This window comes from Streptomyces sp. NBC_00440 (assembly GCF_036014215.1).
GTDB lineage: Bacteria > Actinomycetota > Actinomycetes > Streptomycetales > Streptomycetaceae > Streptomyces.
The window spans coordinates 2,174,179-2,187,935 of sequence record NZ_CP107921.1; the positions used below are offsets into that span (position 1 = coordinate 2,174,179).

The window sequence follows — 13,757 nt, forward strand, 5'->3', positions numbered from 1 at the left end:
ACGTGCGTTCGCGGCGCACGCTGATCTGCCGGCGCATCAACCTCCGTGCCCGTGGGAGGCAGGACCGGACGCGAAGGCGAGGATGTCGCGGACCGCTTCGCGCAGACTGCCGAAGTGACGGTGCACGCCGTCCACCATCGCGGGGGTGTTGACGCCCCACACCGTCATCCCGGCACGCAGCCCGGACTGCACCCCGGAGGGGGCGTCCTCGATGACCAGACAGTTCTCCGGTTGGGCACCAAGCCGCGCGGCGGCCCGGAGATACGGCACCGGCGACGGCTTGCCTTCCTCCACAGCGGCCGCATCCACGACAACCTCCGGGACCGGCAAGCCCGTCCGTGCAAAACGTCCACGCACCCGGTGCTCATAGTTCGACGTCACCAACGCCCAGGTGCCGGGTGCCAGAGCAGTCAGCACCTCCGAGGCGCCGGCGAAGGCTGTATAGGTGCCGGAGCGGACGTCCTCGTCCTCCAACTCGTGCAGAGCGGCCAGGCAGTTCCGAGGATCCTGGTCAGGAGCGACCTGCGCGAAGGTCTCCATCGGCCTCGTCCGCAGCGCCACCCGGTAGACCTCATCGGGGTCCAGCCCGTAGCGCTCCGCCCACGTTCGCCAGACCAGGCGCTGGTTGTCCACGGCATCGATCAAGGTGCCATCAACATCGAACAGGACATGCCTCATCGCACCGGGTCGGCCAGGTTCACTGATCACGCGCCGATCATGCCACCGGCTCCGAGCAGGCAGTTCGCGTGACAAGCCCGAGTGACTTGGTAAGCGGTTGTGCCGTTCCGTGCATGATCGACCATACGGCGGGTGAATTGCGGGCGAGTTGTCATGCGATGGCGGTGGCCGGTGCCCCGGTGTTGAGATGCCCCGCGTGACTTCTGTGAAGCTTGGTGATCGCCCTGAGCGAGTACTGCTGGACCGACTTGAGCGGTACTACGACGCGGTGCCGCGTCATGGTGCCCGGGTCGAGGACTTCGGGCCGCTGACTCTGTTCGTGCGGGAAGGTCAGGGGTGGCCGTTCTACGCACGTCCGGCTCGGGGATGGTCCGGCGCGGTGAGCGTGGCCGCTGTCGATCGGGTCCGCGCCCGGCAGCGTGAACTCGGGATCACGGAGAGTTTTGAGTGGGTCGCCGAGACCACACCCGGGCTGCGGGCCCCGGTCGAGGACTCGGGACTTGTGGTTCACGAGCACCCCTTGATGGTGCTTGACCCGGGCGCCCCGGTGCCCGCCGCGGACGCGCCGTCCGGCGGAATACGGGTGCGGACCATGGGCCCGGACGACCCGGCGCTGGCGAGCGCGCTGGCCGTGCCGCATCTTGCTTTCGCGGAGCCCGGAACCGATCTGGGCTCGGCGGGAGTCACCGAGCTGGCTGAGGCCGTGCGTGCCCGAGCGGGCGACGGGTCGGTGGAACGCGTGGTGACCCGGATCGACGCGGGTCTGACTTCGGTTGCCGCGGCGGTGGAAGGCAGCACGGCGTTGTGCGCGGGTCAGCACCAGCCAGTCGGATCGGTCAGCGAGATCGTCGGTGTCGGGACACTGCCCACCGCGCGCCGTCGTGGTCTCGCAGCCGCGGTCACCGCGGCGCTGGTGGCCGACGCCCGATCGCGAGGAGCGGAGACCGTGTTCTTGTCGGCAGGCGACGATGACGTCGCCCGGCTCTATGCCCGCCTGGGCTTCCGGCGCGTCGCCACCGCGCTGATCGCCGAACCTGCCGCGCAACGAGGCGGAGATCGTTACGGGACACCCCTCAGACCGTCTCCAGCTCCCAGAGCAGCACCTCGGCCGCCGTGTCCGCCACCAGGTCGAGGCCCCGCTCCCCGGCGATCCGCACCGAATCTCCCGGCACCAACTCCGTATCCCCCAGCCGCACTTCCCCCCGTACGACATGCAGGTACACCCCCGGCGCGTCCGGCACCGCCACGCGCTCGCCGGGGGACGGTCTGCGGACGGAGAGCAGCCCGCCCGCTGCCGGGACCGCGTAGGGCGTGGCGTCCGCGATGCCGCGCACGATCTCGTACGAGGGCTCGCCGCCCGGCTCCAGGGGTGCCAGCCACATCTGTACGAAGACCAGCGGGTCCCCGCCCTCGTTGCGCTCCTCGTGGCGCACCCCGCCGGCCGACGAGAGGTGCTGGACGTCCCCGGCCCTTACGACCGTGGCGCCGCCTGTCGAGTCGCGGTGGGTGAGCTCGCCCTCGACCACCCAGGTGACGATCTCGGTGTGGCTGTGCGGGTGTTCACCGAAGCCCGCGCCTGGCGCGAGCCGCTCCTCGTTGCAGGCCAGGACCGGCCCGAAACGCAGGTTGTCCGGGTCGTAGAAGGTGCCGAACGAGAAGGCGTGGCGGGAGTCGATACCGGCCTCCGGGTCGCCTCCGCGGTAGCGCTCGCCGGAGCGCCGTACATCCATCACGCCGACCACCGTAGCCCCGCCACGCCACACCCGGGTCCCGATAAGGCAGTCTTGTCCACGTGCCCCGACCCGATTCCGCGCAACCCGGACCCCCTCCCGCACATCCTCATGCCGCGACGCTGAAGCGGCTGGAGCAGGCCTCCGGCCGGCTCTCGGCGAACGCCATCGCCCGGATGGACGAGACGTTGCCGTGGTACCGGGCGATGCCACCGGAGAACCGGTCCTGGATCGGTCTGGTCGCCCAGGCCGGCATCGCGGCGTTCACCGAGTGGTTCCGGCACCCCGAGGCCCCCCAGGCGATCTCCACCGACGTCTTCGGCACCGCCCCGCGCGAGCTGACCCGGGCCATCACGCTGCGGCAGACGGTCGAGATGGTGCGCACCACGATCGAGGTCATGGAGACCGCGATCGAGGAAGTCGCCGCCCCCGGCGACGAGTCGATCCTCCGCGAGGCGCTGCTGGTCTACGCCCGGGAGATCGCCTTCGCGACCGCCCAGGTGTACGCGCAGGCCGCCGAGGCCCGCGGGGCCTGGGACGCCCGGCTGGAGTCCCTGGTGGTCAACGCGGTGCTGTCGGGCGAGGCCGACGAGGGCGCGGTGTCCCGCGCCGCCGCGCTCGGCTGGAACTCGCCCGACCATGTCTGTGTGATCCTCGGCACCGCGCCCGAGGGCGACAGCGAACTGACCGTCGAGGCGATCCGCCGCGCCGCGCGCCACGCCAAGGTGCAGGTGCTGACCGGTGTCCTCGGCAACCGGCTCGTCGTCATCGCGGGCGGCAACGACAATCCGCTCCAGGTCGCCAAGGCCCTGATCGGCCCGTACGCGGCGGGTCCTGTGGTCGCCGGGCCGATCGTGCCCGACCTGCTCGCGGCCACCCGGTCCGCGCAGGCCGCGGCCGCCGGGCTCAAGGCCGGTTACGCCTGGCAGGACGCGCCGCGCCCGGTGCTCGCCGACGATCTGCTGCCGGAACGCGCCATCGCGTCGGACCCCTCGGCGCGTGAGCAGTTGGTGGAGGAGATCTACAGACCTCTGGAGGAGGCGGGTTCGGCCCTCCTCGAAACGCTGAGTGTCTACCTGGAACAGGCGAGCAGCCTGGAAGGCGCGGCCAGGATGCTCTTCGTGCACCCCAACACCGTTCGTTACCGGCTCCGACGTGTGACCGACGTCACCGGCTGGTCACCCTCCGACGTGCGCTCCGCATTCACTCTGCGCATCGCTCTGATCCTGGGGCGCCTGGCCGACGGGGATACGCAGCTCTAGACTTTTGTCGGACACCAACAATTACCCCGACGGTTCTTCGTCCCTGTCCCCACGGGCGTCCGGAGCCGTCCACAAGAGAGAGTGTGAGGGTGCTCGTACTCGTCGCTCCCGGCCAAGGCGCTCAGACGCCCGGCTTCCTGACTCCCTGGCTCGAACTTCCCGGTGCCGCCGACCGCGTCGCCGCGTGGTCGGACGCCATCGGGCTCGACCTTGCCCACTACGGCACGAAGGCCGACGCCGACGCCATCCGCGACACGGCGGTGGCCCAGCCGCTGCTGGTCGCGGCCGGTCTGCTGTCCGCTTCCGCGCTGGGCGACTTCGTGCCCGGTGCCGTCGCAGGACACAGCGTCGGCGAGATCACGGCCGCTGCTTTCGCGGGCGTCCTCGACGACGCCGCGGCCCTCGGTTTCGTACGGACCCGCGGACTGGCCATGGCCGAGGCCGCGGCCGTCACGGAGACCGGCATGGCCGCGCTGCTCGGTGGCGACCCGGACGTCGTGCTCCCGCACCTGGAGAAGCTCGGGCTGACCCCGGCGAACGTGAACGGCGCCGGACAGATCGTCGCCGCGGGCACCGCGGAGCAGATCGCGGCGCTCGTCGACGACAAGCCCGACGGGGTCCGCAGGGTCATGCCGCTCAAGGTGGCCGGTGCCTTCCACACGCACCACATGGCTCCGGCGGTCGCCGGACTCGGCAAGGCGGCGCAGGACCTGGTCGTCGCCGACCCGGTCGTCCCGTACCTCTCGAACGCCGACGGCGAGGTGGTCACGACCGGCCCCGACGTCGTGGCCCGGCTGGTCAACCAGGTCTCGAACCCGGTCCGCTGGGATCTGTGCATGGAGACCGCTCAGAGGCTGGGCGCGACCGCGCTCATCGAGGTCTGCCCCGGCGGCACGCTGGTGGGCATCGCCAAGCGCGCCATGCCCGGCGTGCGGACGCTGGCGCTCAAGACACCCGACGACCTCGACGCGGCTCGCGCCCTCATCGCCGAGACCCAATCACCTGCCGCTGACGCGGCGGGGGCCTAAGGAGCCCGAGAGAGCATGGCGAAGATCAAGCCCAGCAAGGGCGCCCCGTACGCACGGATCATGGGCGTCGGCGGCTACCGTCCGACCCGGGTCGTGCCCAACGAGGTGATCCTGGAGACGATCGACTCCTCCGACGAGTGGATCCGCTCCCGCTCCGGCATCGCGACCCGCCACTGGGCATCCGACGAGGAGACCGTGGCCGCGATGTCCATCGAGGCCTCCGGCAAGGCCATCGCCGACGCCGGGATCACCGCCGACCGGATCGGCGCCGTGGTCGTGTCGACGGTCTCGCACTTCTCGCAGACCCCGGCCATCGCGACCGAGATCGCCCACAAGCTCGGCACCGACAAGGCGCCCGCCTTCGACATCTCGGCGGGCTGCGCCGGCTTCGGCTACGGGCTGACGCTCGCCAAGGGCATGATCGTCGAGGGTTCCGCCGAGTACGTGCTCGTCATCGGCGTCGAGCGGCTCAGCGACCTCACCGACCTGGAGGACCGCGCGACGGCCTTCCTCTTCGGCGACGGCGCGGGCGCGGTCGTGGTCGGCCCGTCCCAGGAGCCGCACATAGGCCCCACGGTATGGGGCTCGGAGGGCGACAAGTCCGAGACGATCAAGCAGACCGTGCCGTGGTCGGACTACCGCGACGGCAAGGGCCGCGCGAAGTTCCCCGCGATCACGCAGGAGGGCCAGGCGGTCTTCCGCTGGGCCGTGTTCGAGATGGCGAAGGTCGCTCAGCAGGCCCTGGACGCGGCCGGTATCGAGGCGGCCGACCTGGACGTCTTCATCCCGCACCAGGCCAACATGCGGATCATCGACTCGATGGTGAAGACCCTCAAGCTGCCGGAGCACGTCATGGTCGCCCGTGACGTCGAGACCACCGGCAACACCTCCGCAGCCTCGATTCCGCTCGCGATGGAGCGGCTCCTGGCGACCGGTCAGGCGAAGAGCGGCGACACCGCGCTGGTCATCGGCTTCGGGGCGGGTCTCGTCTACGCCGCGACTGTCGTTACCCTCCCCTAGGGCTTTCCGGAGGAATCCGGTTCGTTCGAACACCCCGAGCAGTCCCCGACACACACCGCTACACATCGAAGGAGCGCCAACATGGCCGCCACCCAGGAAGAGATCGTCACCGGTCTCGCCGAGATCGTCAACGAGATCGCCGGTATCCCGGTCGAGGACGTCCAGCTGGACAAGTCCTTCACCGACGACCTGGACGTCGACTCGCTGTCCATGGTCGAGGTCGTCGTCGCCGCCGAAGAGCGCTTCGACGTGAAGATCCCGGACGACGACGTCAAGAACCTCAAGACCGTCGGCGACGCTGCCGATTACATCTCGAAGCACCAGGCCTGACCCAGGCCCGCGGCTGACGCCACCCGGCGGTGGCGCCGTGATTCAGATCCCTCTACACGTGGAGAAGAAATTCCAGTGAGCCCGACCAATCGCACCGTGGTCGTCACCGGTATCGGCGCAACCACACCGCTGGGTGGCGACAGCGCATCGACCTGGGACGGTCTGCTCGCAGGCCGTTCCGGTGTCAAGCCGCTCACCGGCGAGCGCTTCGCCGAGCTCCCGGTCCGCATCGCCGCCCCGGTGGCTGTCGACCCGAGCGAGGTCCTTGCGCGCCCCCTCGCCCGCAAGCTGGACCGCTCGGCCCAGTTCGCGGTGATCGCGGCCCGTGAGGCCTGGTCCGACGCGGGCTTCACCGCGAAGGCCGGCGAGGACGACGCCATCCGCCCCGAGCGCCTCGGCGCGGTCGTCGCTTCCGGTATCGGTGGCATCACCACCCTGCTCGACCAGTACGACGTGCTCAAGGAGAAGGGCGTACGCCGCGTCTCCCCGCACACCGTCCCCATGCTCATGCCGAACGGCCCGTCCGCCAACGTCGGGCTCGAACTCGGCGCACAGGCGGGTGTCCACGCGCTGGTCAGCGCGTGCGCGTCCGGCGCCGAGGCGGTCGGCTACGCGGCCGAGATGATCCGCTCCGGCCGTGCCGACGTCGTCGTCGCCGGTGGCACCGAGGCGACCATCCACCCGCTGCCCATCGCGGCCTTCGCCAACATGATGGCGATGTCCAAGAACAACGACGACCCCGAGGGTGCCTCCCGCCCGTACGACAAGGGCCGTGACGGCTTCGTACTCGGTGAGGGCGCAGGCATCGTGGTCCTGGAGTCGGCCGAGCACGCCGCCGCGCGCGGCGCCAAGGTCTACTGCGAGCTCGTGGGCCAGGGCCTGTCGTCGGACGCCCACCACATCGCGCAGCCGGAGCCGACCGGCCGCGGTATCGCCGCGGCGCTGCGGCACATGCTGGAGACCACCGACCTGAAGCCCTCGGAGGTCGTGCACGTCAACGCGCACGCCACGTCGACCCCCCAGGGTGACGTCGCCGAGATCAAGGCGCTCCGCCAGGTGCTGGGCGACGACCTCGACCACGTCGCGATCTCCGCGACGAAGTCGATGACCGGGCACCTGCTCGGCGGCGCCGGCGGTATCGAGACCGTCGCCACGGTGCTCGCGCTGTACCACCGCACCGCTCCGCCGACCATCAACATCGTCGACCTCGACGAGGAGGTCGACGCGGACATCGTGCGGGACAAGCCGCGGACGCTGCCGCAGGGTTCGATCTCCGCGGTCAACAACTCGTTCGGGTTCGGCGGTCACAATGTGATGCTGGCGTTCCGCTCGGTCTGATCACCGGCGCGCAGCACTCCGCACACACCACGCAGGCCCGCCCCTCCCCCGTCCGGGAGGGGCGGGCCTGTGTGGTGCGGGTTTGCGCGGTGCGGGCTCCGCCTCAGGCCTCGAAGCTCGCGAAGTACGACGCGGCCATGTCGTCGTCGCCGTGCCCCAGCGCCCCGGCCCTGCGGAACCGTTCGGCGCCCGCGGCGGCCACGTCCAGCCGCACACCCGCCGCACGTCCCGCCTCGACGATCAGCCGGGCGTCCTTCGCCGCGGTGGTGACCGAGAAGCTCGGGGTGTAGTCCTCGGTGAGGATCGTCTGTGCCTTGAGGTGCAGATAGCCGCAGTCGAGCGAACCGCCGCCGACCGCGGCCAGGAAACCGGCGGGGTCCACGCCGAGGCCGGCCGCCAGCGCGAGTGCTTCGGCCGTGCCGTGGGTGAGGGTCAGCACCCAACTGTTGCAGACCAGTTTGAGGCGGGTGGCCGCTCCCGTCGTGCCGTCGTTCCCGACCCAGACCGTACGGGAGCCGATGGCGTCCAGGACGGGTGCCACATCGTCGCGTACGGAGTCGGGGCCGGCCACCAGGACCGTGAGCTGCCCGCTCTCCGCCGGGGCCTTGGTGCCGAGTACCGGAGCGTCCACGAAGACCAGCCCGTGCTGCCTGGCCAGCGCGGCGAGCGGGAGGAGCCCCTCGGTGCCGGCGGTGGTGGACTGCAGCCAGACCGCCCCGGCGCTCAGCGAGGGTCCGGCCGCGGTCATCGCTTCGAGGGCCGCCGGGCCGTCGTACACCATGGTGATGATCGCGTCCGCGCCCTCGACGGCCTCACCCGGTGTGCCGGTGACGCGGGCGCCCACGTCGGCGAGGGGCTCGGCCTTGGAGCGGGTCCGGTTCCAGACGCGGACGTCGAGCCCGGCGTGGCAGAGGTTGCGGGCCATCGCGGCGCCCATGATCCCCGTACCGAGGACAGCTACTGAGGTGTTGTCAGCCATGGCCCCACCGTAAAGCGGATCAGGGCCTTCCGTCCGGAGCCGGCGCTACACGACCTGGTGCAGCCAGCGCACCGGCGCGCCCTCGCCCGCGTATCTGAAGGGCTCCAGTTCGTCGTCCCACGGCTTGCCTAGCAGTCGTGCGATCTCGGCCTCCAGATCGCTCTCGCCGCCCAGCGAACGGGCCAGTGCGGCCCGCAGCCGGTCCTCGGGGATCAGGATGTCGCCGTGGATTCCGGTGACGGCGTGGAAGATGCCCAGCTCGGGCGTGGCGCTGTAGCGCTCTCCCTCGGCCGACGGGCAGGGCTCCGACGTCACTTCGAAGCGCAGCAGATTCCAGCCACGCAACGCGGAGGCGAGTTGCGACGCGGTGCCCGTGCCGCCCTTCCAGGAGAACTCGGATCTCCAGGTGCCGGGGGAGGCGGGCTGCCTGATCCAGTCGAGGTTGACCCGCGCACCGAGAACACCCGCCACGGCCCACTCGACGTGCGGGCACAGCGCGCGCGGTGCGGAGTGCAGGTACAGAACTCCACGTGTCGTCACCGGGACCTCCAGTGCGGTTCGAGGTTCGCCTTCCCCAGCGGCCTCTCGCCCGTTCTGCCCCGGGGTACAACAGTAAACAGCATCGGGAGTTAATCTCCTGAAATGGGACAGTATGTGACGTGATGTAATTTACCGGAGCCGCGGGTGGCGAAGTTGCCACTGGCTCGACGGGGAAAAACTACCGCGCGGCGGCCTGCCTCGTGTGACGTACGGTCGGTCCCGGCCCCGTTGAACACACAGCTTTCACTCGGCAGGACGCGTGCGTCAGCCACTTGGAGGGTCCAGAGGGTGCAGAGGAAGCCGGAATCCGCCCGGAGCCGCCACGGCCGCACCGCTGTCGCGGCGCTGACTGCGGTGCTCGTCCTCCCGCTCGGCGCGCTGGCCGGCTGTGACTCTTCCGACAGTGGCGCGAAACATGCGCAGGCGCACCGCGGTGCGACACCCGCCCCGGCCTGGGACAGGTCGCCCGGTTCGGTCGCTGCCGTGGGCGATTCCATCACCCGTGGCTTCGACGCCTGTTCGGTGCTCTCCGACTGTCCCAAGGTCTCCTGGGCGACCGGTACGGACACGCGCGTGCACAGTCTGGTCTCCCGGCTCGGGGTGAAGAAGGGCTGGAACGACGCCAGGACCGGGGCCCGGATGGCCGATGTGCCGGCCCAGATCGACGCCGCGGCGGCGCACCGGCCCGAGCTGGTGACGATCATGGCAGGTGCCAATGACGCTTGCCGGGACTCGGTTTCGCACATGACACCGGTGGATGAATTCCGGTCCTCGTTCACGACGTCGCTGAAACGATTGCGCAAGGCGCTGCCCAAGAGCGAGGTCTATGTGTCGAGCGTGCCGGACCTGAAGCGGCTGTGGTCGCAGGGGCGCGGCAATCCGCTGGGCAAACAGATCTGGAAGCTGGGGATCTGCGCCTCGATGCTGCGGGACGCCGACGCGATGGGCCCGGCGGCGGTGAAGCGGCGTGACGCCGTGCAGGCGCGGGTCGTCGCGTACAACACGGTCCTCAAGGACGTGTGCGCCACGGACACGCACTGCCGTTACGACGGCGGGGCGGTCTTCGGATACCGGTTCACCGGGGCGCAGCTGAGCCCCTGGGACTGGTTCCACCCCGGCAGGAACGGGCAGGAGCGGCTGGCGGAGATCGCGTACCGCAACGTCACGGCCGCGCGGCCCCCGGCGTAGGGTCCGGGCATGAGCAGCGCGCAGCCGGAGCCTTTCGGCCGTCTCCCTGACGGCACCTCAGTCCACCGGTGGACCCTGGAGCGTGGCGGTACTCGGGTGCGCGTGCTCACCTACGGCGGGATCGTGCAGTCCGCCGAGGTGCCCGACCGGGCGGGCGCGGTGGCCGGTGTGGCGCTGGGCTTCCCGGACCTGGCCGGATATCTGGCCTCCCCCGGGCCGTACTTCGGGGCGCTGGTCGGGCGGTACGCGAACCGCATCGCGGGCGGCGTCTTCGAACTCGACGGGCGGACGTACCGGCTGCCCCGCAACAATCCGCCCCACAGCCTGCACGGCGGCGACCGGGGCTTCGACAAGCGGGTGTGGGACGCCGAGGCGACCGATCACGGGGTGCGGCTCTCCCGGGTGAGCCCGGACGGCGAGGAGGGCTTCCCGGGCCGGCTGGCCGTCTCCGTGACGTACCGCCTGGCGGAGAGCGGTGCGCTGCGGATCTCGTACGAGGCGACGACGGACGCGCCGACCGTGGTGAGCCTGACCAACCACTCGTACTGGAACCTGGCCGGTGCGGGCTCCGGCAGCGCGGCCGGGCACGAACTGCGGATCGGGGCCTCTCGGGTGACGCCCGTGGACGCGGAGCTGATCCCGACCGGCGAGCTGGCGCCGGTGGCCGGGACGCGCTTCGACTTCCGGCAGGCCCGGAAGGTGGGCCTCGGCTACGACCACAACTACGTGCTGGACGGGCCGGAGGCGGCCGAGCTGTCCGACCCGGCGTCCGGGCGGGTGCTGGCGATCACGACCAGCGAGCCGGGGCTGCAACTCTACACCGGTGACCACATCGACGACGGGCCGTTCGGGCCGGGCGCCGGGATCGCGCTGGAGACCCAGCGCTTCCCCGACACGCCGAACCGGCCGGAGTTCCCCGGTGCGGTGCTCCGGCCGGACGACGTGTTCGTTTCCGAGACGGCGTACGCGTTCTCGGTGCGGTAGGCGGGCGTACGGCGCTCCCCCGGTGCGGCGGAGCGCGTCCGTCCGTCAGTGCGTGGCCGTGGCGGTCAGCCTGGTGTCCGTGAGGGAGCGGCCGGCCCGGATCTCGTACGTTCCGGGGCGGCGCGCCCAGGCGTCGGCCGTCTCGTCCCAGGTCTCGAAGGCCCTCGGGGAGAGCGCGACGGCCACCTCGACCGTCTCCCCCGGCGCCGCTTCCACGGTCGCGAAACCGGCCAGCTGCCGGGCGGCCCGGTCCGTTCCGGGGTCGGCCGGGGCCGCGTAGACCTGGACCGTTTCGCGGCCGGTGCGGGTGCCGGTGTTGCGGATCCGGACGGTGGCGGTCGCGGTGGTCGCCTGGAGGGACTCGTAGCTCCACTCCGTGTAGCCCAGGCCGTGGCCGAAGGGGTAGGCGGGCGTGATACCGGCCCGGTCCCAGGCCCGGTATCCGATGAACACGCCTTCCTCGTAGTGGAGTTCGCCGCCGTCCGGTTCGACCCTGCGGACCGGGGCGTCCTCCAGGGCCGCCGGCCAGGTGGTGGGCAGGCGCCCGCCCGGCTCCGCCGTCCCGAGGAGTACGTCGGCGAGCGCCGCGCCGCCCTCCTGGCCCGGGAACCAGCTGAGCAGCACCGCTGCCACGTCCTCGCGCCAGGGCAGTTCCACCGGGGAGCCCGCGTTGACGACCACGACCGTGTTCGGGTTGGCGGCCGCCACGGCGTGCACCAGATCGTCCTGGCGGCCGGGGAGCCTGAGGTCCTTGCGGTCGAAGCCCTCGGACTCGACCTGTTCGGTGGTGGCGACGACCACGACGGCGGTGTCCGCGTCGCGTGCGGCGGCCACGGCCTCGGCGATCAGCTCGTCGGGGTCGCGCTGCGGGTCGCGGTGCATGAGGGAGAAGCCGATGGCCTGGAGCCGGGCTCCTGGGCTCTTGAAGACGGTGTACTCGAAGCTGATCGTGACCGGTTCACCGGCGGTGAGGGTGGCGGTGCCGCGCTCGGCGGGGGCGCCGAAGACCGCGGCGAACGGATCAGGGTCGTCGCCCGGCAGCTCGTGCCCGTCGAAGAGGACCCGCTCGTCCACGGTGAGCCGGAAGCCTCCGAGCCCCCGGCTCCCGAAGGTGTGCTCGCCGCTCTCCCTGGGCGTGAACGTGCCCTTGACCTCGATGGTGTGCAGCGTCTCGTGGGTCACTCCGTCGGGCAGGTCACTGCCCACCCACTGGATGCGTCCGCCGGGCACCGACGCGGTGCCGATGGTCCGGCCCGCCTTGTCGCGGCAGACCGCGTGCAGGGCGAACCCCTGCCCCGCGTCGGCCAGTTGACCGCTCGGGTCGGCGCCCAGCGCGTAACTGACAGCGCCTTCGGGGAGCGCGGCCGTCAGCCCGTCGAGCGGGGAGACCACCCGGGTCGGGAAGACGGTGGCCGAGCCCCCGCCGAGGATGCGGGCGTCGCGGGCGGCGGCGCCGATGAGCGCGACCTTGCGGGTCTTCGACGCGTCGACCGGCAGCGCGCCGCGCTCGTTCCGTACGAGGACGAAGGCGCGGCGGGCGATCTCGCGGGACAGCTCACGCCCGTCGGTCTCCGGCGGAAGCTCGGTGACGACCGGCGGCGCGCCGTCGAGGATGCCGACCCGGGCGGCGAGCCGCAGGACGTTCCGTACCGCGCCGTCGACCGCGCTCGCGGGGACCTCGCCGGCCCGGACGGCGGCGGCCAGTGGCTCGCCGTACGGGGTGACAGGGCCCGGCATCGCGACGTCGAGGCCGCCGAGGATGTCGCCCGCGGTGGAACGCGCGGCCGTCCAGTCCGAGACGTTGAACCCGTCGAAGTGCCATTCACCGCGCAGGACTTCGTTGACGAGGTAGCGGTGCTCGGTCATCGTCGTGCCGTTGACCCTGTTGTAGGCGGTCATGATGCCCCAGGGGTGGGCGTTCCTGACGATGGCCTCGAACGGCGCCAGGTACAGCTCGCGCAGCGGGCGCGGGGCGATGAGGTTGTCGACGGTGAAGCGGTCGGTCTCCGCGTCGTTGCCGACGAAGTGCTTGACGGTGGTGCCGACACCGCCGCTCTGCACGCCGCGGACGTAACCGGTGCCGATCTCGCCGGTGAGGTACGGGTCTTCGGAGTAGCACTCGAAGTGCCGCCCGCCGAGCGGCGAACGGTGCAGGTTGACGGTCGGCGCGAGCAGGACGTGCACCCCCTTGCGCCGCGCTTCCTGGGCGAGGAGCACCCCGGCCCTGCGGGCGAGTTCGGGGTCCCAGGTGGCGGCGAGGGCGGTCGGCGACGGCAGGGCGATGGACGGGTCGTCGGCGGTCCAGCGCACACCGCGGACCCCGATCGGGCCGTCCGACATGACGAGGGACCGCAGTCCGATCTCCGGGAGCGCCGGGAGGGACCAGAAGTCCTGCCCGGAGAGCAGCCGGGCCTTGGTGTCGAGATCGAGCGCACCGAGCGCGGCCTCGACCGCGGCTTCGCGGACCTGGTCCGCGTCGTTGATGGGGGTGGCTGCCACCGTCGTACCTCCGCGTTGAGTGGTGAAGTACCGAAGCCCTGGAGCGCCGGGGCCCTGCCGTGCTGAGCCCTGAAGCTCTGAGGTGCTGGAGTGCTGAAGTACCGCGGGCCGGCGCGTGATGTGTCCATCCTGACGCTCGTACCGGTAGATCGGTAGGTTTCGTTATCTCTTCGTGATGTGC

The 13,757-nt window shown here is 71.2% G+C and carries 12 protein-coding genes and 1 pseudogene; 8 read left to right on the forward strand and 5 right to left on the reverse strand.

Going from position 1 to position 13,757, the window contains the following annotated elements; translation table 11 throughout:
* Positions 1-36: 36 nt before the first annotated feature.
* Positions 37-708 (reverse strand): HAD family hydrolase, encoded by a 672-nt coding sequence (locus tag OHB13_RS09750; RefSeq protein ID WP_266857414.1) that lies wholly within the window; start codon positions 706-708, stop codon positions 37-39.
* 562 nt (positions 709-1,270) lie between these two features.
* On the opposite strand from OHB13_RS09750, the pseudogene OHB13_RS09755 reads away from it, so the two are divergent.
* Positions 1,271-1,678, forward strand: a pseudogene (locus OHB13_RS09755) (GNAT family N-acetyltransferase); the annotation flags it as partial.
* A 73-nt stretch (positions 1,679-1,751) separates the two neighbouring features.
* Here OHB13_RS09755 and OHB13_RS09760 read toward each other — a convergent pair.
* A complete protein-coding gene (locus OHB13_RS09760; protein ID WP_328380257.1) occupies positions 1,752-2,408 on the reverse strand; it encodes a pirin family protein in 657 nt (218 codons plus the stop codon).
* 62 nt (positions 2,409-2,470) lie between these two features.
* Here OHB13_RS09760 and OHB13_RS09765 point away from each other — a divergent pair, with 62 nt between their 5' ends.
* The 5 genes from OHB13_RS09765 to fabF all read left to right on the forward strand — a co-directional run bounded on the left by OHB13_RS09765 (position 2,471) and on the right by fabF (position 7,386).
* On the forward strand, positions 2,471-3,670 hold the full coding sequence (locus tag OHB13_RS09765) for a PucR family transcriptional regulator (protein ID WP_266857408.1): 1,200 nt from the start codon (positions 2,471-2,473) through the stop codon (positions 3,668-3,670).
* Between the two features lie 89 nt (positions 3,671-3,759).
* The gene (locus tag OHB13_RS09770) at positions 3,760-4,698 is read left to right on the forward strand and encodes an ACP S-malonyltransferase (protein WP_266857406.1); all 939 of its coding nucleotides are present in this window, start codon (positions 3,760-3,762) and stop codon (positions 4,696-4,698) included.
* A 15-nt stretch (positions 4,699-4,713) separates the two neighbouring features.
* Positions 4,714-5,718 carry a ketoacyl-ACP synthase III gene (locus OHB13_RS09775; RefSeq protein ID WP_266857404.1) on the forward strand — a complete coding sequence of 335 codons (1,005 nt, stop codon included), beginning with the start codon at positions 4,714-4,716 and terminating at the stop codon, positions 5,716-5,718.
* Positions 5,719-5,799: 81 nt separating this feature from the next.
* Entirely contained in the window at positions 5,800-6,048 is a 249-nt protein-coding gene (locus OHB13_RS09780; RefSeq protein ID WP_266857402.1) for an acyl carrier protein, read from the forward strand.
* Between the two features lie 75 nt (positions 6,049-6,123).
* Entirely contained in the window at positions 6,124-7,386 is a 1,263-nt protein-coding gene (gene fabF, locus OHB13_RS09785; protein WP_328376782.1) for a beta-ketoacyl-ACP synthase II, read from the forward strand.
* A gap of 103 nt (positions 7,387-7,489) precedes the next feature.
* Here the strand turns inward: fabF and OHB13_RS09790 are convergent, their stop codons facing one another.
* Together OHB13_RS09790 and OHB13_RS09795 are read right to left on the reverse strand one after the other, a co-directional pair.
* Positions 7,490-8,365, reverse strand: coding sequence for an NAD(P)-dependent oxidoreductase (locus OHB13_RS09790; protein ID WP_328376783.1), 876 nt, complete (start codon positions 8,363-8,365; stop codon positions 7,490-7,492).
* Between the two features lie 45 nt (positions 8,366-8,410).
* Complete coding sequence (locus OHB13_RS09795; RefSeq protein WP_164260465.1) at positions 8,411-8,905, reverse strand: DUF3145 domain-containing protein; 495 nt, start codon at positions 8,903-8,905, stop codon at positions 8,411-8,413.
* Positions 8,906-9,193: 288 nt separating this feature from the next.
* On the opposite strand from OHB13_RS09795, the gene OHB13_RS09800 reads away from it, so the two are divergent.
* Positions 9,194-10,093: an SGNH/GDSL hydrolase family protein gene (locus OHB13_RS09800; protein ID WP_328376784.1), complete on the forward strand. Its 900-nt coding sequence runs from the start codon at positions 9,194-9,196 to the stop codon at positions 10,091-10,093.
* Between the two features lie 9 nt (positions 10,094-10,102).
* A complete protein-coding gene (locus tag OHB13_RS09805) occupies positions 10,103-11,077 on the forward strand; it encodes an aldose epimerase family protein (protein WP_328376785.1) in 975 nt (324 codons plus the stop codon).
* 45 nt (positions 11,078-11,122) lie between these two features.
* Here OHB13_RS09805 and OHB13_RS09810 read toward each other — a convergent pair whose 3' ends face one another.
* On the reverse strand, positions 11,123-13,576 hold the full coding sequence (locus tag OHB13_RS09810; RefSeq protein ID WP_328376786.1) for a glycoside hydrolase family 3 protein: 2,454 nt from the start codon (positions 13,574-13,576) through the stop codon (positions 11,123-11,125).
* Positions 13,577-13,757 lie beyond the last annotated feature (181 nt).